General features: G+C 72.7%; 14 protein-coding genes. 5 read left to right on the top strand and 9 right to left on the bottom strand.

Annotated features, from left to right (window positions below):
• The first annotated feature begins 95 nt into the window (after window positions 1-95).
• Together ACIP67_RS08630 and ACIP67_RS08625 are read left to right on the top strand one after the other, a co-directional pair.
• The gene (locus ACIP67_RS08630) at window positions 96-1,829 is read left to right on the top strand and encodes an ABC transporter ATP-binding protein (RefSeq protein WP_401689458.1); all 1,734 of its coding nucleotides are present in this window, start codon (window positions 96-98) and stop codon (window positions 1,827-1,829) included.
• Window positions 1,829-3,757 carry an ABC transporter ATP-binding protein gene (locus ACIP67_RS08625; RefSeq protein WP_401689455.1) on the top strand — a complete coding sequence of 643 codons (1,929 nt, stop codon included), beginning with the start codon at window positions 1,829-1,831 and terminating at the stop codon, window positions 3,755-3,757. The genes ACIP67_RS08630 and ACIP67_RS08625 overlap by 1 nt, the downstream gene beginning before the upstream one ends.
• Before the next feature lie 185 nt (window positions 3,758-3,942).
• On the opposite strand, the gene ACIP67_RS08620 is transcribed toward ACIP67_RS08625, so the two are convergent.
• From ACIP67_RS08620 to ACIP67_RS08585, 8 genes are all read right to left on the bottom strand, one after another.
• Window positions 3,943-5,265 carry an RNA polymerase sigma factor gene (locus ACIP67_RS08620; protein ID WP_401689452.1) on the bottom strand — a complete coding sequence of 441 codons (1,323 nt, stop codon included), beginning with the start codon at window positions 5,263-5,265 and terminating at the stop codon, window positions 3,943-3,945.
• A gap of 133 nt (window positions 5,266-5,398) precedes the next feature.
• Window positions 5,399-7,303, bottom strand: a complete 1,905-nt coding sequence (dnaG, locus tag ACIP67_RS08615; RefSeq protein WP_401689449.1) for a DNA primase — start codon at window positions 7,301-7,303, stop codon at window positions 5,399-5,401.
• 52 nt (window positions 7,304-7,355) lie between these two features.
• Window positions 7,356-8,621, bottom strand: a complete 1,266-nt coding sequence (locus ACIP67_RS08610) for an NAD(P)/FAD-dependent oxidoreductase (protein ID WP_401689446.1) — start codon at window positions 8,619-8,621, stop codon at window positions 7,356-7,358.
• 134 nt (window positions 8,622-8,755) lie between these two features.
• Window positions 8,756-10,099 carry a deoxyguanosinetriphosphate triphosphohydrolase gene (locus ACIP67_RS08605; protein ID WP_401689443.1) on the bottom strand — a complete coding sequence of 448 codons (1,344 nt, stop codon included), beginning with the start codon at window positions 10,097-10,099 and terminating at the stop codon, window positions 8,756-8,758.
• Window positions 10,100-10,185: 86 nt separating this feature from the next.
• A complete protein-coding gene (locus ACIP67_RS08600; RefSeq protein WP_401689440.1) occupies window positions 10,186-12,189 on the bottom strand; it encodes a hypothetical protein in 2,004 nt (667 codons plus the stop codon).
• A 4-nt stretch (window positions 12,190-12,193) separates the two neighbouring features.
• Window positions 12,194-13,012, bottom strand: coding sequence for a hypothetical protein (locus tag ACIP67_RS08595; RefSeq protein WP_401689437.1), 819 nt, complete (start codon window positions 13,010-13,012; stop codon window positions 12,194-12,196).
• Window positions 13,013-13,051: 39 nt separating this feature from the next.
• Complete coding sequence (locus ACIP67_RS08590) at window positions 13,052-13,411, bottom strand: hypothetical protein (protein WP_401689434.1); 360 nt, start codon at window positions 13,409-13,411, stop codon at window positions 13,052-13,054.
• Between the two features lie 79 nt (window positions 13,412-13,490).
• Window positions 13,491-14,393, bottom strand: a complete 903-nt coding sequence (locus ACIP67_RS08585; protein WP_401689431.1) for a sirohydrochlorin chelatase — start codon at window positions 14,391-14,393, stop codon at window positions 13,491-13,493.
• A gap of 237 nt (window positions 14,394-14,630) precedes the next feature.
• Here ACIP67_RS08585 and ACIP67_RS08580 point away from each other — a divergent pair, with 237 nt between their 5' ends.
• From ACIP67_RS08580 to ACIP67_RS08570, 3 genes are all read left to right on the top strand, one after another.
• Window positions 14,631-15,308, top strand: a complete 678-nt coding sequence (locus ACIP67_RS08580) for a vancomycin high temperature exclusion protein (protein ID WP_401689428.1) — start codon at window positions 14,631-14,633, stop codon at window positions 15,306-15,308.
• A gap of 170 nt (window positions 15,309-15,478) precedes the next feature.
• Window positions 15,479-15,787: a hypothetical protein gene (locus ACIP67_RS08575; protein WP_401689425.1), complete on the top strand. Its 309-nt coding sequence runs from the start codon at window positions 15,479-15,481 to the stop codon at window positions 15,785-15,787.
• A gap of 482 nt (window positions 15,788-16,269) precedes the next feature.
• On the top strand, window positions 16,270-18,483 hold the full coding sequence (locus ACIP67_RS08570) for a molybdopterin oxidoreductase family protein (RefSeq protein ID WP_401689422.1): 2,214 nt from the start codon (window positions 16,270-16,272) through the stop codon (window positions 18,481-18,483).
• Window positions 18,484-18,604: 121 nt separating this feature from the next.
• Here the strand turns inward: ACIP67_RS08570 and ACIP67_RS08565 are convergent, their stop codons facing one another.
• Complete coding sequence (locus ACIP67_RS08565) at window positions 18,605-20,401, bottom strand: tannase/feruloyl esterase family alpha/beta hydrolase (protein WP_401689419.1); 1,797 nt, start codon at window positions 20,399-20,401, stop codon at window positions 18,605-18,607.
• Between the last annotated feature and the right edge of the window lie 11 nt (window positions 20,402-20,412).

Here is a 20,412-nt window from a genome sequence, read left to right as displayed (position 1 = left end):
CCGGCTTAATTCGGTTGAGGTAACGCGGGTGGAGTGTTCCACGATGGGGGCCACGGGCAACCAACGCCCCCACCGCCGACTCCGAGAGACGTAGCGTGCTCATACGACTTCTGCGGACCTGTCTCAGGCCCTACCGAAAACCCATCGTCCTGCTGGTCCTGCTGCAATTCCTGCAGACCTGCGCCACCCTCTACCTGCCCACGCTGAACGCCGACATCATCGACACCGGCGTCGTCAACGGCGACACCGGATACATCCTGTCCTACGGCGGCCTGATGATCGGCATCTCGCTGGCGCAGGTCGTGTGCAACATCGGCGCCGTGTACTACGGCGCGCGAACGGCGTCGGCGCTCGGCCGGGACCTCCGGGCCGCCGTCTTCGACCGGGTGCAGTCCTTCTCCGCCCGCGAGGTGAGCCAGTTCGGCGCGCCCTCGCTGATCACGCGGACCACCAACGACGTCCAGCAGATCCAGATGCTGGCGCTGATGACGTTCACCCTGATGGTGTCGGCGCCCATCATGTGTGTGGGCGGCATCGTCATGGCGCTCGGCCTGGACGTGCCGCTCTCCGGCGTCCTGGTCGCCGTGGTGCCCGTGCTGGGCATCTGCGTGACGCTGATCGTGCGGCGGCTGCGGCCGCTGTTCCGGTCCATGCAGACCCGGCTCGACACGGTCAACCGGGTGCTGCGCGAGCAGATCACCGGCAACCGAGTGATCCGCGCGTTCGTCCGCGACGAGTACGAGGAGCAGCGCTTCCGGAAGGCCAACGCCGACCTCACCGACATCGCGCTGAAGACCGGCAACCTGCTCGCGCTGATGTTCCCGGTGGTCATGACGACGGTGAACGTGTCGTCGATCGCCGTGGTCTGGTTCGGTGCCCACCGCATCGACAGCGGCGGCATGGAGATCGGTGATCTGACCGCCTTCCTCGCCTACCTCATGCAGATCGTCATGTCCGTGATGATGGCCACCTTCATGTTCATGATGGTGCCGCGCGCGGAGGTGTGCGCCGAGCGCCTCCAGGAGGTCCTGGACACCCGGTCGAGCGTGGTGCCGCCGGTGGCACCGGTGCGCGAGCTGCGCCGGCACGGTCACCTGGAGATCCGGGACGCGGGCTTCCGCTACCCGGGTGCCGAGGAGCCCGTGCTGAAGGCCGTCGACCTGGTCGCGCGCCCCGGTGAGACGACCGCCGTGATCGGCTCCACCGGCAGCGGCAAGTCCACGCTGCTCGGGCTGGTGCCGCGGCTGTTCGACGCCACCGACGGCGAGGTCCTCGTCGACGGGGTGCCGGTGGCCGACATCGACCCGGAGGTGCTGGCGCGGACCGTCGGACTCGTACCGCAGAAGCCGTACCTGTTCGCGGGGACCGTCGCCACCAACCTCCGCTACGGCAATCCCGACGCCAGTGACGAGGAGCTGTGGCACGCGCTGGAGGTGGCGCAGGCCGAGGCGTTCGTGCGCGGGCTCGACGGCGGGCTCGACGCCCCCATCGCCCAAGGGGGGACGAACGTCTCCGGTGGTCAGCGGCAGCGGCTCGCCATCGCCCGCACCCTCGTGCAGCGCCCGGAGATCTACCTCTTCGACGACTCCTTCTCGGCGCTCGACTACGCCACCGACGCGGCCCTGCGCGCGGCACTCGGGCGGGAGACCGCCGAGGCGACCGTCGTCATCGTCGCCCAGCGGGTGGCGACCATCCGCGACGCCGACCGGATCGTCGTCCTCGACGAGGGCCGGGTCGTCGGCACCGGCACGCACCGCGAGCTGATGGCGGACAACGAGACCTACCGGGAGATCGTGCTCTCCCAGCTGACGGAAGCGGAGGCCGCCTGATGGCCGGGCCCATGGGGCGCATGATGGCCGGCACCGGCCCCGACAGCCAGTCGCTGGACTTCAAGGTGTCCGGGCGGCGGCTGCTCGCCCGGTTCCAGCCGGAACGGCTCACCCTCTACGTGATGCTGCTCTGCGTGGTGGTGAGCGTCGGGCTGAACGTCGTGGGGCCGAAGATCCTCGGCGAGGCCACCGACCTGGTCTTCTCCGGCATCATCGGGCGTCAGATGCCGGAGGGGGCAAGCAAGGAGCAGGTCCTCGACGCGATGCGGCAGCGCGGCGAGGGCCAGGTCGCCGACATGCTCAGGAGCACGGACTTCACCCCGGGCCAGGGCATCGACTTCGGGGCCGTCGGCCATGTGCTGCTGTTCGCCCTCGGGGTGTTCCTCGTCGCCGGTCTGCTGATGGCGGTGGCGACCCGGCTGGTCAACCGGGCCGTGAACCGGACGATGTACCGGATGCGGGAGGACGTGCAGACGAAGCTGTCGCGGCTGCCGCTGTCGTACTTCGACAAGCGGCAGCGCGGCGAGGTGCTGTCCCGGGCGACCAACGACATCGACAACATCGGGCAGACCCTCCAGCAGTCGATGGGCCAGCTCGTCAACTCAGCTCTGACCATCGTCGGGGTGCTGGCGATGATGTTCTGGGTGTCGTGGATCCTCGCGCTGGTCGCGCTGGTCACCGTGCCGCTGTCGGCGCTCGTCGCCGCGAAGGTGGGCAAGCGGTCGCAGCCGCACTTCGTGCAGCAGTGGCGCTCCACCGGCAAGCTGAACGCACACATCGAGGAGATGTACACCGGCCACACGCTGGTGAAGGTGTTCGGCCGGCAGGAGGAGTCGGCGCGGCAGTTCGCCGAGCAGAACGACGCGCTGTACGAGGCCGGGTTCAGGGCGCAGTTCAACAGCGGGATCATGCAGCCGCTGATGATGTTCGTGTCGAACCTCAACTACGTGCTGGTGGCCGTCGTCGGCGGTCTGCGGGTCGCGTCCGGCTCGCTGTCCATCGGTGACGTGCAGGCGTTCATCCAGTACTCGCGCCAGTTCTCGATGCCGCTGACGCAGGTCGCGTCGATGGCGAACCTGGTGCAGTCGGGCGTCGCCTCCGCCGAGCGGATCTTCGAGCTGCTGGACGCGGAGGAGCAGCAGCCCGACCCGGTGGCGGGCGTACGGCCCGAGGAACTGCGCGGGCGGGTGGCGCTGGAGCACGTCTCGTTCCGCTACGACCCCGACAAGCCGCTGATCGAGGACCTGTCGCTGGTGGTGGAGCCCGGCCACACGGTGGCGATCGTCGGCCCCACGGGGGCGGGCAAGACCACCCTGGTCAACCTGCTGATGCGGTTCTACGACGTGTCCGGCGGGCGCATCACCCTCGACGGCGTCGACATCGCGCGGATGTCCCGGGACGAGCTGCGCGCCGGGATCGGCATGGTGCTCCAGGACACCTGGCTGTTCGGCGGCACCATCGCGGAGAACATCGCCTACGGGGCGTCGCGGGAGGTCGGCCGGGGCGAGATCGAGGAGGCGGCACGGGCGGCGCACGCCGACCGGTTCGTCCGCACCCTGCCCGACGGCTACGACACCGTGATCGACGACGAGGGCAGCGGGGTCAGCGCCGGTGAGAAGCAGCTGATCACCATCGCGCGGGCGTTCCTGTCCGACCCGGTGATCCTGGTCCTGGACGAGGCGACGAGTTCCGTCGACACACGGACCGAGGTGCTGATCCAGAAGGCGATGGCGAAGCTGGCGCACGGGCGGACGTCGTTCGTGATCGCGCACCGGCTGTCGACGATCCGGGACGCCGACACCATCCTCGTCATGGAGAACGGGTCGATCGTGGAGCAGGGGGCGCACACCGACCTGCTGGCGGCGGACGGGGCCTACGCCCGGCTGTACACGGCGCAGTTCGCGGAGGCGGTGGCCGAGGTCGACTGACGGGCCGCCCGGCGCGGGACCGGGAAGGGGTGGGCGCGCCTGCCGGCGACACGTGGGCGCCGCCGCGCGCCCACCCTCCCGCCCTCCCGCGCCCGGGGCGGCTTGCGGCCGGCGACGACCGGTCCCGCTCAGGGGCGCGGGGAACTGCGCGACCAGCCCCCACCGGCCCGCGGCCGCCCTGATCCCTAATCCAGGTAGCCCCTCAGCTGGTCCGCGAAGGCGTGGTCCCTGAGCCTGCTGAGGGTCTTGGACTCGATCTGCCGTATCCGCTCCCTCGTCACACCGAAGATGCGGCCGATCTCCTCCAGGGTGCGCGGGCGGCCGTCGGCCAGGCCGTAGCGGAGCTGGACGACCTTGCGCTCGCGTTCCCCGAGCGTCGACAGGACGGCCTCCAGGTGCTCCCTGAGCAGCAGGAACGCCGCCGACTCGACGGGGCTCGCCGCGTCGCCGTCCTCGATGAGGTCGCCGAGGGCCACGTCGTCCTCCTCGCCGACCGGGGCGTGCAGGGAGACCGGTTCCTGGGCGAGGCGGAGGACCTCGCCGACGCGCTCCGGCGGCAGGTCCAGGTGGGCGGCGACCTCGGCGGCGGTCGGCTCGTAGCCGCGTTCCTGGAGCATGCGGCGCTGGACGCGGACGACCCGGTTGATCAGCTCGACCACGTGGACCGGGACGCGGATGGTGCGGGCCTGGTCGGCCAGCGCCCGGGACATGGCCTGACGGATCCACCAGGTGGCGTACGTGGAGAACTTGTAGCCGCGGGCGTAGTCGAACTTCTCGACCGCCCGGATCAGGCCCAGGTTGCCCTCCTGGACCAGGTCGAGCATGGTCAGGCCGCGGCCGACGTACCGTTTCGCCACCGACACCACCAGGCGCAGGTTGGCCTCGATGAGGCGGCGCTTGGCCATGCGGCCCATGACGACCAGCCGGTCGAGGTCGAGGGCGAGCTCGCTGTCCAGGTCGGGGGTGGTGCCCAGCTTCTCCTCGGCGAACAGGCCGGCCTCGACGCGGCAGGCGAGTTCGACCTCCTCGGCGGCGGTGAGCAGCGGAATCCGGCCGATCTCCCGCAGGTACTGGCGGAACAGGTCCGAGGACGGTCCGGCCGTCCCGTCCGTCCTGGGGACGGACGCCCTGTCGGGCTCGGGGGCCTCACGCAGCGCCTCGGCGGGCGGCTCCTCCGGCTCCGTGTCGGACTCGGGCACCGCGCCGGCCTCCGTTCCGGCGTCCGGCGCCGTCTCCGGGTGGTGCACGGCACGGTGCTGCGGCGGGACCGCGACCAGGACGTCGGTCTCGGTGTCCGGTTCCGGGCCGCGGGTACGCGTGTCGGTGTGGGTGAGGGTCCGGGTCTGCACGGGGGCGACCTCCAGGATGTCCGCTGCCGAAAGGTGCGGCAGCGCTGCTTCGAGGGCGGAGTGGGCGGCCTCGCCGCTGTCCGTCCCGTACGCGATGGGTGGAACCGCGGGGGTGTGGGACCCGCTGACGGATCGGCCGCGCTCCGAGGACTCAGGCACCGGAACCCAGTGTGGGGTACGACACATCGCCGCCACGAGGGGCGTGCGGTGACTTTTTGCCTGCGGTCCGTGACCGGACGGTGACGGTGCCGGTCACCGGGGGTCCGGGCCGGGTCCAGGGTCCGGTCCGGGCCTAGAGGGCGGCCGCTCCGTGGGCGCGCAGCGCCTGGTCGTACTGCTGGAGGACCCACAGCTCGTTCTGCACGGCGGCCAGGTGGGCCGGGTCGCCGCCCGCGGCGAGGCGGGCGAGCTGGGACTGGACGTCGCGGACCCGGCGTTCGACGGCGCGGCGGCGGACCTGGACCAGCACCGTGCCCGCGTAGACGTCGTCGACGGCGCGCCGCATGATCGGCTCCACGGCCAGCTCGGTGACCATGGCGCGGACGGTGTCGTCGGGGGCGGTGTCGCGGACCCTGACCAGGTACTCCTGCCCGTCCGTCACGCCGTACTCGGCGCCGCCCGCGTCGAGGATCGCCTGGCGTACGGCGGCGTAGGGGGCGGCGGTGAACTCGTCCACGCCGTACGCGTCGAAGGCCGGGGAGACCAGCTCGGGGCGCTGGAGGGCGAGCTTGAGCAGTTCGCGTTCGGTGGCGTAGACGGGGTTGCGCAGGGTGAGGGCGGGGCCGCCGGCGGCGGGCCGGGGGGCGGCCTCGTACGCCTGGGCCCGGCCGCCGCGGGCGGGCTCCGGGGCCTTGCCGCCGCGCTCGCGGGCCCAGCGGGCCAGCTGGGCGACCCGCTTGACGACGAACTGCGTGTCGAGGATGCCGAGCATGCCGGCGAGCTGCACGGCGACCTCGTGCTGGGCGCCGCTGTTCTTGATGCGGGCGACGACGGGTGCGGCCTCGTCGAGCGCGGCGGCACGGCCGGCGGGGGTGTCGAGGTCGTAGCGGGAGACGATCTGGCGCAGCGCGAACTCGAACAGCGGGGTGCGGGGCTGGACCAGGTCGGCGACCGCGTCGTCGCCCTTGGCCAGGCGCAGGTCGCAGGGGTCCATGCCGTCGGGCGCGACGGCGATGTACGTCTCGGCGGCGAACTTCTGGTCGTCCTCGAAGGCGCGCAGGGCCGCCTTCTGGCCGGCCGCGTCGCCGTCGAAGGTGAAGATGACCCGCGCGCTGCCGTTGTCCATCAGCAGCCGGCGCAGGATCTTGATGTGGTCGCCGCCGAAGGCCGTGCCGCAGGTGGCGATGGCGGTGGTGACGCCGGCGAGGTGACAGGCCATGACGTCGGTGTAGCCCTCGACGACGACCGCGCGGGACGCCTTGGCGATCTCCTTCTTCGCGAGGTCGATGCCGTAGAGGACCTGCGACTTCTTGTAGATCGCCGTGTCGGGGGTGTTGAGGTACTTGGGGCCGGTGTCGGCCTCGTACAGCTTGCGGGCGCCGAAGCCGACGACGTCGCCGCCGATGTCCCGGATCGGCCACATCAGCCGGCCGCGGAAGCGGTCGATGGGGCCGCGCCGGCCCTCCTGGGCGAGGCCGGACAGGAGCAGTTCCTTGTCGGTGAAGCCCTTGCCGCGCAGGTAGCGGGTGAGGTGGTCCCAGCCCTGGGGGCTGTAGCCGACGCCGAAGTGGACGGCGGCGGCCTGGTCGAAGCCGCGGTCGGCGAGGAAGACGCGTCCGGTGTCGGCCTCGGGGCTGGTGGCGAGCTGTTCCGCGTACCACTCGGCGGCGATCTTGTGGGCCTCGACCAGGCGGATGCGTTCGCCGCGCTGGTGGGAGGGGTTGTAGCCGCCCTCCTCGTAGCGCAGGGTGATGCCGGCCTGGGCGGCGAGCCGCTCGACGGCCTCGGAGAAGGTGAGGTGGTCGACCTTCATCACGAACGTGATGGTGTCGCCGCCCTCCTGGCAGCCGAAGCAGTGGAAGAGTCCCTTGCTGGGGCTGACCTGGAAGGACGGCGACTTCTCGTCGTGGAAGGGGCACAGGCCCTTGAGGTTGCCGCCGCCCGCGTTCCGCAGCTGGAGGTACTCGGACACCACGGCGTCGATCGGGACCGCGTCCCGAACCGCCTTCACGTCCTCGTCGTTGATCCGTCCTGCCACGCGTGAATTCTACGGGGGCGGACCGACATCCCCGGGGCCGGCCGCGGCACGGTCAGGCACCCAGGCCGTCCAACGGCACATGGGGGTCGGCCAGGGCCTCGGTGTCGACGGGAACGCCCGCGCGGATCAGCGCCTGGATCGGTTCTGTGACGTCCCACACGTTCACGTTCATCCCGGCCAGGACCCGCCCCTCCTTCAGCCAGAACGCGATGAACTCCCGCTTGCCCGCGTCCCCGCGGATCACGACCTCGTCGTACGACCCCGGCGGCGCCCAGCCGCTGTACTCCATGCCGAGGTCGTACTGGTCGGTGAAGAAGTAGGGCACCCGGTCGTAGGTGAGGTCCCGGCCGAGCATGGCGCGGGCGGCGGCCGGGCCGCCGTTGAGGGCGTTGGCCCAGTGCTCGACGCGCAGGGTGGTGCCGAACAGGCCGTGCGGGAAGGACGCGACGTCGCCGGCGGCGTGGATGTCGGGGTCGGAGGTGCGCAGCCGCTCGTCCACGGCGACGCCCCCGCCGTGGGCGCGGTCGGCCAGCTCCAGCCCCGCCGCCTCCGCGAGGGCGGTCCGCGGGGCGGCGCCGATCGCGGCGAGGACGCCGTGCGCGGGGTGCTCCTCGCCGTCGTCGGTGCGGGCCGCGAGGACCATGCCGTCCTGGCCGACGATCTCCGTCAGGCGGACGCCGAAGTGGAACCGGACGCCGTGCTCGCGGTGCAGCTCGGCGAAGACGGCGCCGAGCTCGGGGCCGAGCACGCCGTGCAGCGGGGTCGGCTCCGGTTCGACGACGGTGACCTCGGCGCCGTACTCGCGGGCCGCCGCCGCGATCTCCAGGCCGATCCAGCCGGCGCCGGCGATGACGAGGTGGCCGTTGTCGCGGCCCAGGGCGGCCAGGACGCCCTTGAGGCGGTCGGCGTGCGCGAGCCGGCGCAGGTGGTGGACGCCGGCCAGGCCGGTGCCCGGGACGTCCAGGCGGCGGGGCTCGGCGCCGGTGGCCAGCAGCAGCTTGTCGTAGTGGACGAGGGTGCCGTCGTCGCCGTAGCGGACCGTCTTCGCCGTGCGGTCGATCGCGTCGACGCTCTGGCCGAGGTGCAGCTCGACGTCGTTGCGCGCGTACCAGGCGGGCTCGTGCACGAAGAGGCTCTCCCGGGACTCCTTGCCGAGGAGGTAGCCCTTGGAGAGCGGTGGGCGCTCGTAGGGGTGGTCGCGTTCGTCGCAGATCAGTATCACGCGGCCGGTGAAGCCCTCGGCCCGCAGCGTCTCCGCCGCCTTGGCTCCGGCCAGGCCTCCTCCGACGATGACGAATGTCTGGTCCGCGTCGACCACGTGATGCCTCCTACGGGGGTCCGGGGGGTGTCCCCCCAGTGAACGCTGAGCATGCCGCCACCCGAGCGTCCCGCACGCACCGTGAGGTGGGAAGAGGACGTGACCCGATCAGGCCATGGACGGTCACTTACGTGTCACACGCGCCCCGTCAGTCTCGCGTGCAGGGAGCGCGCCGAGGCGTCGGTGAGGGAGGCGATCTGGTCGACGAGGACCCGCTGGCGGGCCCGGTCGTCGGGCGCCCGGTCGAACAGCGCGCGGAACTGGGGGTCGAGGCCGTCGGGGGCGCGGGCGGTGAGCGCGTCGGCCAGTTCCGTGATGACGATCCGCTGGTCGGCGCGGAGCCGGGCCTGCTCGGCCCGCTGCATGACGTACCGGTCCGCGAGGGCCTTGAGGACCGCGCACTCCAGGCGGGTCTCGCGCGGTACGACGAGCTCGGCGCGGTAGCGGGTGAGACGGCCCGGCCCTCCCCCAGTGCCCGAACGGCCTGGGAGGGGCCCCCATCGCGCGCGGGTGGCGGTCTCGGCGGCGAGGCAGAAGCGGCCGATGAGCTGGCTGGTGGCGTCCTTCAGCCGGGCCTGGGCGACGGCCGTGCCGTCGTAGCCGTGCGGCCACCACGGCTGGTCCTGGAGGCGGTCGAGGGCGGCGGCCAGTTCGGCCGGGTCGGTGCCGGCGGGCGCGTACCGGCTGGCGGCGACGCGGAAGACGTCCCGGCGCTCCGGCTCGGCGTGCAGGCCGGCGGGGTCGATGTGGCCGCCGTGCAGGCCGTCCTCCACGTCGTGCACCGAGTAGGCCACGTCGTCGGCCCAGTCCATGACCTGGGCCTCGAAGCAGGCGCGGGTGCCGGGGGCGGTCTCGCGGACCCAGTCGAAGACGGGACGGTCGTCCTCGTAGACGCCGAACTTGGGGGAGTGCGGGTCGGTGGGGTGGGCACCGCGGGGCCAGGGGTACTTGACGGCGGCGTCGAGCGTGGCCCGGGTGAGGTTGAGGCCGACGCTGACGACGTCGTCGGGGTCCGCGGGCGCGGTGATGAACCGTTTCGGTTCGAGGCGGGTGAGGAGCCGGAGGGACTGCGCGTTGCCCTCGAAGCCGCCGCAGTCGTGGGCGAGGTCGTTCAGCACCTGCTCGCCGTTGTGGCCGAAGGGGGGATGGCCGAGGTCGTGGGAGAGACAGGCCGCCTCGACGAGGTCGGGATCGCAGCCGAGGGCCGCGCCCAGCTCCCGGCCGACCTGGGCGCACTCCAGGGAGTGGGTCAGACGGGTGCGCGGGGTGGCGTCCCCGGTCCGGCCACCGGAGCCCGGGGTGACGACCTGGGTCTTCCCGGCGAGCCGGCGCAGCGCCGAGGAGTGCAGTACGCGTGCCCGGTCCCGCTGGAAGGCGGTGCGGCCCGGACGCTTGTCGTGCTCGGGGACCCAGCGGGCCACCGACGCGGGGTCGTAGGGGGTGGGGGGTGCGGTTTCTGTCGTACCGGTGCCTTCCATGTCCCGACAGTAAGCGGGAGGAGTGACGCCCGGGTGCCCGCGGAGGTGCCGGATCCTGCGTGTCCGCCGGTGCGGTCCCCGCAGAGTCAGGCCGACAGGGCGGCGCGTCTCGGCGGGGGCAGCGGCCGTCGGGCGGCTCTCCTGACGGCCGTCCCGGCGAGGAAGGTGGCCAGGCAGAACAGGAACGCCACCCCGGAGGCGACCACGCTCGTGGCGAGGTTCTGGGCGTTGGGCGCGGCCACAGCGGTGATCGCGAGGGCGGCGTTGCCCTGCCGGGCCCAGCGGAGTCTTCTGCCCGCGTAGACGTGGAGCGGCTCGTGGTCGTCGTGGGGGGCGCGGTCCCGGGTGACGTCCACCAGGACTCCGAGCGAGGCGAGGATGGTACCGATCACGGACACCAGAGTGGTGCTGGCCGTGGTCAGGAGCAGGGCGAACGCGGATGCCGCCATGCCGAGGGCGGCGGTCACGAGCACGTCCCGGAACTCCCGGTCCGTCAGCCGGTAACCCAGGTCGACCTCGATGCGGGCCATCGCCTCGTCCTCGCCCCGTTCCGGCGGCCGGCGGCCGGGAACCGCGAACTGCTGCACCGCGGGGGCGGACTCCTCGGGGTTCAGCGGTTCGATGGCGGGACCCGACCGTTGCCGCAGGCCGGCGGCCACGAGACCGGACGGCGTGACGAACTCCAGCCGGTTGCGTACCTCCATGGGCAGCACGAGGGTCAGCGAGACCGCCACCCGTCCCCAGCTGACCCGCCGCGTGGTGCAGCTCTCCTGGTAGTCGTAGGTCACCTCGGAGGACAGTCCCGGATAGACGTCGAGCAGGGCCACCACGGGCGTGTAGCGCATCACCCCCGCGATGCGCTGCTGCAGGAAGTCCTCGACGTCGTCGGACTGCCGGGTCCGCAGCAGCAGGTCGTTGAGCTCATCGGTGCCGCTTCGCCACCCCAGGATGCCCAGCCGCCGGGACAACTCGGCGCGCGAGGAGGTTCCTGCGGGGCCCTCCCCCGTGCCCACCAGGCGGCCGACTCCGTGGGCGAGCGCGCGGACCGTCTCGTGCACACCGAGCACGTTCACCCGTCCGGTTCCGCGTTCGCTCAGCCGCAGAGCGTCGAGGCGGTCACCGTGGTCGGCCGGCAACAGGTCCGCGAGGATCATCGTCCGCCCGGCCCGGTCCCCGCTGGCCAGCTTGGCCACGACCTGGTGGCGGGCGAGGGTGCTGGACGACACCTCCACCCGCTGGGTGCGGACCTTGATGCTTCTGGACGGCTGGGCGAGGTCCTCCAGCAGCCGCAGGTCCCCGCCCAGCACCGGCATACCGCGCGGATCGACCGTGGCCGTGGCGTCGGGGACCACCTGCGCGGTCAGCGGGGTGACCGGAGCCGGTGGCTCCGTGTAGTAGACGACGAGGTCACGGGCGAGCCGCACGAGACGGTCGGCCGCCGGATCGGAGTGCGTCCCGTAGCGGGCGAGGAGGTCGGCCAGTGCCAGAACCGTGGCACGCTCGACCTGCGAGGGCCCGCTCAGGATCTCCGCGACGGCCTGGACGATCCCGGCCAGCGACGTGTCCTCGGGCACCGTGGATTCGGCGGCCAGCACGCCGGCGGCCCGACCCGCGGCCTCGGCGTACCCGGCGATCAGGGCGTCGTGCGCGAACGCCGCGAGCCGCTCGGACGCCTGCTCGGGACGGCAGACCGCAAGATGCCGCACCTCGTGGACGTACCAGGTGAGCCGCTCGGTGCACAGGGGGTCCAGTGCCTGGTGGTAGTAGGCCGCCGCGATCCGGTGGGCCCGGCGGTACTCCGGCGTGCGCTCGTTCCTCATGCGGGCGTGCAACGCCGTCGCCAGGACGGGCCGGACGCGGTAGCGCAGTTCGGCACCGGGCATGCCGTACAGCACCGGGTCGCGCACGACGAACGGGGAGTCGGCCACCCGCTCCGGCGCCACGCCGACGCCCAGGTCGGCCGCGGTGTGCGCCACGACATCCGCATCGAACCAGCGGTGCACGACCAGGGCCTCGATCAGGCGCGCCTCGTCCTGGGGCAGACGGTCGAAGCGGGCCAGTGCCTCCTGGGCGACGGGTTCCTGCGTCATGGCGTCAACCGTCCCTGCTGTCCTGGTGGTCACGGGCGGGCCCGCGCTTCTCGACGTGCTGATCGAAGAACTCGGCGAGCAGTCCCGGCACTCCGCCGTGCCGCTCGTGGATCGCCACGGCCTTGTCGCGGAGGTCTGCCAGCCCGAGTTCCTCGATCCACTCCTGTACGGCGGACACGTCGAACGGCGGCAGCACCAGGGTGTGGACGGACTCGCTGTACACCCGCGGCAGCCACGGAAGGTGCTGTCCGGCCACGAACACGCTGACCTCCCGCCGCGACAGCAGGTTGGGCAGCAGAGCCCGGCCGAGCCAGTTCCGCATCGGCTTGGCGCACGCCTCGAAGCCGTCGAGACAGATCACCGGCCGGCGGGCGCCGGCGACCAGGTTCTCCAGCAGGGCGTCGCTCATGGAGGCGGTCTCCAGGACCCGGTCCTTGCTCGCGGACAGCAACTGGATGGTCGAGTTGCGTGCCCGTACGTTGTGGAGGCTGGCATGAGTGATCCTGGACTGTTCCACGATCCGGTCCCGCGTGGTCCGGTAACTCGGCGATTCGACGCCCTGCCGGCGGGCCTGCGCTGCCAGTGCCTCCAGGACCTCCCCCTCCTGCGGGGTGTACTCCAGGTCGACGTAGTACGCGCCGTCCGCCCGGTGCCGCTGGTAGATCTCGAAGAGCAGGGACGTCTTGCCGATGTCCTTCGGCCCTTCGATGAACATCGCCTGCCGTTCCCCGTTCGCGCCGTCGTCGCGTCCCGTGACGCGGGCGGCGCTTCGAAGCTGTTCGGCACGATCGATGTGCCGGTGTCGTCCTGCTGGCTCAGGCACCCGTTCTCCGCCCCCGTGTCCGCCCGGATCCCTCGGGCACTACCTGCCGTCCGCACCGGCCTGCGGCGGAGGCGGATCCGTGGGGCGGCGCAGCGGAGAGCCGTCGTCCGGCAGGATCTCGAAGACGCTCTTCTTGAAGCGGGTTCTCTTGAAGATCGCCCTCGCCGACCGCACCATCCGCAGGGAGGACTTCGTGACCTTGAGGTCGTCCGCCTGGACCGTCTGGCCGCGCAGCGGTTCGGCCTCCCGGTGGCCTTCGAATTCGGCCTTTGCGCCCATGCCCCGCAGGCTGGCGCGTTTCAGCGACCCGCGCCGCAGGCCCAGCACGATCAGCCCCAGTGCGACGACTCCGATGACGCAGACGACGATCAGTATGTCGTCGGTGGTGAACGAACCCATGGAACGGTGCCCCCCGTCGTCACTCCCGCGGCACTCGTCCGTACAGGAGTTACGGGAGTTTTCCCGCGACTGGACGGTTCTATGCGGACACCTTCGCCAGTTCCGGGACTGCTCGCGCGGCGAGCGCACGGTCGTAGCGGTGGAGCACCAGGGCGGCCATCGCCGGGTGGGTGCCCAGAGGAGCCGAGGCGATCCACGGGGCTGCCTGCGCGCACTCCGTCGCGAAGCGGCCGGGGGCCGTGAAACAGGAAGCCACCGCCACTTCGTCCCTGCCCCTCGCCACCAGGGCACGGATCGCCGTCGGAACCGTCGGGGCCGCCGTGGAGGCGTATGCCGGGAGCACCGGGACACCGAGACGCGCCGCCAGAAGGTTGGCCGTGCGGCGGGTGTCGACCGCCGAGTCGGGGTCTCGGGAGCCCGCCGCGGCCAGGACCACCGCGCTCCTGCGGCGTTCGGCCGAGGTCATCGACGGGTTCCAGCCCGCCTCGATCAGGCGTGTGTGCAGGGCGTCCACCAGGAGAGGGTGCGGGCCGAGCGGATCCGCCACCCGGGTGCGCACCGGGGCGTTCGCGGCCATCTCGGGAATGTCGCGCCTGACGTGGTAGCCGCGGGCCAGAAGGAGGGGGACCAGGACGGCGTCCTGGGTGCCGCGGGCCTCCAGGCCGGCGAGCGTGTCGGTGAGCAGGGGGGTGTTCAGCTCGATGTGGCCGAGGTGCACGGGCAGCCCCGGGCGCAGTGCGCGGACGCGGTCGAGCAGGGTGCGGACGGTGCTCAGGGCGCGCGGGTCGCGGCTGCCGTGGGCGACGACGACCAGCGCGGGCGCCCCGGGGCGCCGGCGGCCGTCGAGGGAGACGAGCTGGCTGGTGAGCTGGTCACTGATCCGGTTCATGATGTGCGCCGTACTGTCGAGGTGGGCGCCACCGGTCAGCGGGCTGCCGGGGCGGGGGGCGGACTCGTCGTACAGGGTGGGCGACGCCGTCATGGAGCCATCCTCACGGCGGGAGGTTGCACCCCCGTTGCGCGACCGTCACGACTATTTTCCGGGGGTTCACCGCGGGGGCGGGGTGGATGTGAGGTGCCGGTGCGAGGGGCGGGGGGGCGGCACGGGTGTGACCCGGGTGACGCGCCGCGCGCAGAACCCGAGGGGCGCCGGGTGCGTCTTCCCCGGTCGGAGGCGGCCGGGGCGAACGGACCGGCCCGGGCAGCAGGGGAGCACCGCATGGAGATACGCCGACCGCGGCTGCCGCGCACCCGTACGGGATGGCGGCGACTGGTGCAGGGCGTGATGGGAGCGTGCGTGCTGGGGCTGCTGCCGGCCACCTGGCTGTACGTCTCCACGGCGGACCGGCTGGGCACCACGGCCGACGCGCCGCGCACCGAGGTCGCCGTCGTCTTCGGTGCCGGCCTGTGGGACGGGGAGCCGTCGCCGTATCTCGCGCACCGGCTGGACGCGGCGGCCGAGCTGTTCCGCGCGGGGCGGATCGAGGTCGTGCTCGTCACCGGCGACAACAGCCGCGAGGACTACGACGAACCGGACGCGATGCGGACCTACCTGACGGAGCACGGGGTGCCGGACGCGCGCATCGTGAGCGACTACGCGGGCTTCGACACCTGGGACTCCTGTGTGCGGGCCCGGAAGATCTTCGGGGTGGACCGCGCGGTCCTCATCAGCCAGGACTTCCACATCCGCCGGGCCGTCGCCCTGTGCCGGGCGGCGGGGGTCGAGTCGTACGGGGTCGGCGTGGCCGCCGCGCACGACGTCACCTGGTACTACGGGGGAGCCCGGGAGATCCTCGCGGCCGGGAAGGCCGCGCTGGACGTGGTGTTCGAGCCCGATCCGCGGTTCCTCGGCCCCCGGGAGCCGGGGGTGGCGCGGGCGTTGGCCACGGCCGAATGAACGCGCGGACGGATACGGACATTCTCGACGGGACAGGTTTGACGGGCGCATTTCACCCGGGGGAATGAAAAGACCCGTCCGCACTTTCTGTGACCGTCCGATCACTTTTAGTGTCCTCGGTGTGCGGCGGCGGGTCCGGCCGTCGCCGCCCTTGGGGGAAAGGACACCTGATGACAGGACTTCGCTCGGCGTTCGTCACGGCCGTCGCGGCGGCGCTGTTCGCCGTGCCGGCGGCCATGGGGACCGCCTCGGCCACCACCGTGGACCACCTCTCCGCACAGGCCAGGGAGCCGGGCTGCGCCAAGCTCGGCAGCTACGGCCAGTGGTGGGCGCACATCCGCAACGCCTGCGGCCACGTGATCACCGCGAGCGTCGAGGTCGACGGGTGGGACCCGTCCTGTATCCAGATCGGCCCCGGCGCGACCGAGACCATCGGTCTGGACCCGGGGGACGAGCCGTACTACGCCTACGAGTGCTGACCGCCTGACCGGCGCGTCACCCGGCTGGCCGGGTGACGCCACCCGACCGGCCGGGGCGCGCCACCCGGCCGACCGGGCCGGGGAGGGGGTGGTGGCGGCCGCTTCCTCCCCGGCCCGCCACGCCCCGACTCCCCGGCCCGGCCCTCCCGCCCTCTGCGCTCCCGCTCCGGCCCTCCCGCCCTCTGCACTCCCGCTCCGGGGCTCTCCCGCCCTCTGCAGTCCCGGTCCGGCTCCGCGGGCCGGAGCTCCCGGCCCGGCGCCCTCCCGGCCGGTTCCCCGCGCCGTCCCCTCCCGGCTCCCCGGCCCGGCTCGTGCCGTCCCGGCTTCCTGGTCGGGGCGGTCCGGCGGGGCGGTCCCCTCCCGCCCCGTCCCCGGGGGCGCCCGCGCCTCACGCCGGGCCGGCGCCCCCGGGGAGGTCACCAGCACACCGCCGTAACAGGACGCCGCACGACGCGTAACACGGCCGAAGCACGCTGAAACGCATGCAGACCACCTCGACGCCCACCCACTGCCCGTACTGCGCCCTGCAGTGCGGGATGAATCTGTCGCCCCTGCCACAGGGGGGCGTCGAGGTGGTCGAGCGCACCGACTTCCCCGTGAACCGGGGAGCGCTGTGCGGCAAGGGCCGTACGGCGCCGGAGGTGCTGTCCCCGAGCGTCCGCCTGACCTCCCCGTTGGTGCGCTCCGGCGGCACGCTGCGGCCCGCCTCCTGGGACGAGGCGCTCGACCGGATCGCCGGCGAACTGTCCCGGGTGCGCGCCGCCCACGGGCCGGACGCGCTCGGGGTGTTCGGCGGGGGCGGGCTGACCAACGAGAAGGCGTACACGCTCGGCAAGTTCGCCCGGGTCGCGCTGGGCACCTCGCAGATCGACTACAACGGGCGCTTCTGCATGTCGTCCGCCGCGGCCGCCGGCACGAAGGCGTTCGGCCTGGACCGCGGGCTGCCCTTCCCGCTGGAGGACGTCCCGCGGACGGGGTGCGTGATCCTCGTCGGCTCGAACCTCGCCGAGACCATGCCTCCGTCGCTGCGCTTCTTCAACGAGCTGCGGGAGAACGGCGGCACCCTGATCGTCGTCGACCCGCGCCGCACCAGGACCGCCGAGCAGGCCGACCTGCACCTGATGCCCCGCCCCGGCACCGACCTCGCCCTCGCCCTCGGTCTGCTGCACCTGGTGGTCGCCGAGGGCCGCGTCGACGAGGAGTACGTACGGGAGCGGACGACCGGCTGGGAGGACGCGCGGGCCGCGGCGATGGCCCACTGGCCGGAGTACGTGGAGCGGATCACGGGCGTGTCCGTCCCCCAGCTCCGGGAGACCGTACGGCTGTTCTGCGAGCCCGAGGCCGCGATGGTGCTGACGGCCCGCGGGCCCGAGCAGCAGTCCAAGGGCACCGACACCGTGGGCGCCTGGATCAACCTGTGCCTGGCCACCGGGCGGGCCGGACGCCCGCTGTCCGGCTACGGCTGCCTGACCGGCCAGGGCAACGGGCAGGGCGGACGCGAGCACGGCCAGAAGGCCGACCAGCTGCCCGGCTACCGCAAGCTGGACGACCCGGCGGCGCGGCGGCACGTGGCCGGGGTGTGGGGCGTGGACCCGGCCTCGCTGCCCGGCCCCGGGCGCAGCGCCTACGAGCTGCTGGACGCGCTGGGCACGGAGGTGCGGTCGCTGCTGCTGATGGGGTCCAACCCGGTGGTGTCCGCGCCGCGCGCCGCGCACGTCGAGGAGCGGCTGAGGTCGCTGGAGTTCCTCGCGGTCTGCGACGTCGTGCTGTCGGAGACGGCGGCACTCGCGGACGTGGTCCTGCCGGTGACCCAGTGGGCGGAGGAGACCGGGACCACGACCAGCCTGGAGGGGCGGGTGCTGCTGCGGCGGCAGGCCGTCACCCCGCCCGAGGGCGTGCGCAGCGACCTGGAGGTCCTGCACGGGCTGGCCGCCCGGCTGGGCGTGGAGAAGGGGTTCCCGACCGACCCCGAGGAGGTCTTCGAGGAACTGCGCCGGGCCACCGCGGGCGCGCCCGCCGACTACTCCGGGATCACCTACCGGCGGCTGGCCGAGGAGAACGGGGTGTTCTGGCCCTGCCCGGCGGGCGGCGGCACGGACGACTGCGAGGACGCCTCGCTCGACGCGGAACCCGACGATCCCGCACGGGACGCCGACGACTCCGCACGGGACGCCGACGACTCCGCACGGGACTCCGGCCCCCGGGCGGCCGTCCACCCCGGCACGCCCCGCCTCTTCCTCGACCGGTTCGCCACCCCGGACGGCCGGGCCCGCTTCGTGCCCGTCTCGCACCGGCCCGCCGCCGAGGAGCCCGACGACGAGTACCCCGTCCTGCTCACCACCGGCCGGGTCGTCGCCCAGTACCAGTCCGGGGCCCAGACCCGGCGCGTGGACGAGCTGAACGCCGCCGCGCCCGGCCCGTTCGTGGAACTGCACCCCCGGCTCGCCGACCGGCTGGGTGCGGCCGAGGGCGATCCGGTGGCGGTGGTCTCGCGGCGGGGCCGCGCGGTGGCACCGGCCCGCATCACCACCGGCATCCGCCCCGACACCGTCTTCATGCCCTTCCACTGGCCGGGCGAGGGCCGCGCCAACACCCTGACCAACCCTGCCCTGGACCCGACGTCACGCATGCCGGAGTTCAAGGTGTGCGCGGTGCGGGTGGAGGCCGTGGGGCCACAGCCACAGCCACAGCCGTAGCCGTAGCCGTAGCCTCAGCCGCAGCCGGGACCACGGCAGGGGGCCGGAAGGACCACGGACCAGGGCCGGTGTCCCACGGGGGGACACCGGCCCTGGTCCGTTCTTCTCCTCGGCGGAGCAGCTACGCGCCGCTCGCCCGTGCCGTCAGCCAGGTCCGGCTCGGGCGGCACTCCAGCTTGCCGTCGACCACCCGGCACCAGGTCTGGTAGCCGTGGGAGTAGAGGCGGGCGCCGAGCCAGTCGTAGTCGTCGGCCGCGGTCGCGGCGTCGCCGCGGGTCGACGGCGTGTACGCGACGAAGTTGGCGGCGTCGTCGACGCTTCCCGTGCCGTCGTAGCGCGCGACCTGGGGGTAGGGGTACACCGGGCGGGTGCGCGTCACGGTTCCGTCGGAGACGTTGGACGCGACGATCTTCCCGGGCCGGGTGGCGCTCTCCGCCCAGGCCATGACCGGCGTGAGGACGTCGAAGGTGTTGGGGCCGTCACCGCCGCCGCAGTGCGCCACTCCGGGGAACATGTACAGCTCGGCGAACCGGTCGACCGTGCTCGCGCCCATCGTCTCGCGCATCGCGTCGTAGTAGGCCAGCGTGCCCTGCGGCGAGATGTGCTGGTCGTTCCAGCCGTGCCACAGCAGCAGCTTGCCGCCGCTCTCGCGGAAGGCGCTGAGGTCGGGGTCCGTCGCGGAGAGGTAGGAGGAGGACTGGACGGTGTTCCAGAACGACTCGGCCGTGAAATCCAGGTCGGAGAGCTGGAAGTCGGGGTTCGCGGCGTTGGTGTAGGCGAGGTAGCGGGCGAAGGACGTCACGAAGTTCTCGCTGGACACGGTCTGGCCCTGGGCGGTGGGGACGAACAGCGTCCACTCCAGCTCGGAGCCCCACTCGTGCGAGATGGCGATCTCCAGGCGGTTGCCCTGCGCGTCCGTGGCGCCGTCGTGCAGCCGCTGGACCACGCCGGCCTGCGCCGCGGTCAGACACGTGGAGGTGTCCTGACCCGACGCGCACACCAGGGTCCGCGGGTCGAAGTCGCAGCGGCGCGGGTCGTCGAGGAGCCCGTCCGTCAGGCCGTCCAGCGCGTCACAGGCGTCGAGCACCGCCTGGTGGATCAGGGGCAGCTTGTCGGCGAGCAGGATGTAGTCGCCGTTCTCGTCCTTGTTGGTGAGCACGTTCCAGGCGTGGTGGAAGGTGTTCTGGACGACCATGTTGTTCGCGGGCGCTCCGGCGGCGATGCCGTCGAAGTCGTCCGGGTAGCGCTGCGCCTCCATCAGCGCCTCACGGCCGCCGTCCGAGCAGCCGGTGAAGTACGAGTAGGCGGGCCGTTGGCCGTAGAACCGCTTGATGACCGCCTTGGCGACCTGGGCGGTGACGTGGACGCCCCGGTAGGCGAAGTCGATCTGCGCCTGCGGGTCCAGGGCCCAGGAGCCGTCGTTCTGGCCCTGGTGGCCCATGTCGGTGGTGGCGCTGGCGACCGTGCCGTCCTGGACGACGGGGCAGGTGGAGGCCTGGCCGTAGTTGATGGAGGCGGTGCCGCACAGGCCGCCGCAGCCGGTCTGGACGTAGCGCTGCGTCCAGCCCTCGACGGGCAGCCGCAGGACGATGGTGTTCGCCGGGGCGACGGTGCCCTGCACCTCGCAGTAGGGGGCGGCCGCGCCGGTGGTCACGACCTTCGCGGACCGGATCGTGACCGCCGCGTCGGTGACCCCGTCCAGGTCGAGACCGGTCACGTCGGCGCAGGCCCGTACGGGCTTGACCGCGGGCAGCTTCTCCAGTCCGTCCGCCGTGTACACGCGGCGGGTCTGCGGGGCCGCGGCGGACCCCGCGGCGCCGACCGGTACCAGCACTGCCGCGAGCAGCGTGGCCGCGCAGGCGCCGGCGACCGCTCTCGCTCTGCCACGGACGAGTGACCGTCCGAAGGACCAGCGCATGGGTTCCCCTC

Origin of the sequence: Streptomyces sp. NPDC088812 (assembly GCF_044750285.1) — a bacterium.
Taxonomy (GTDB): domain Bacteria; phylum Actinomycetota; class Actinomycetes; order Streptomycetales; family Streptomycetaceae; genus Streptomyces.
This window is presented reverse-complemented; position numbering and strand designations above follow the sequence as displayed.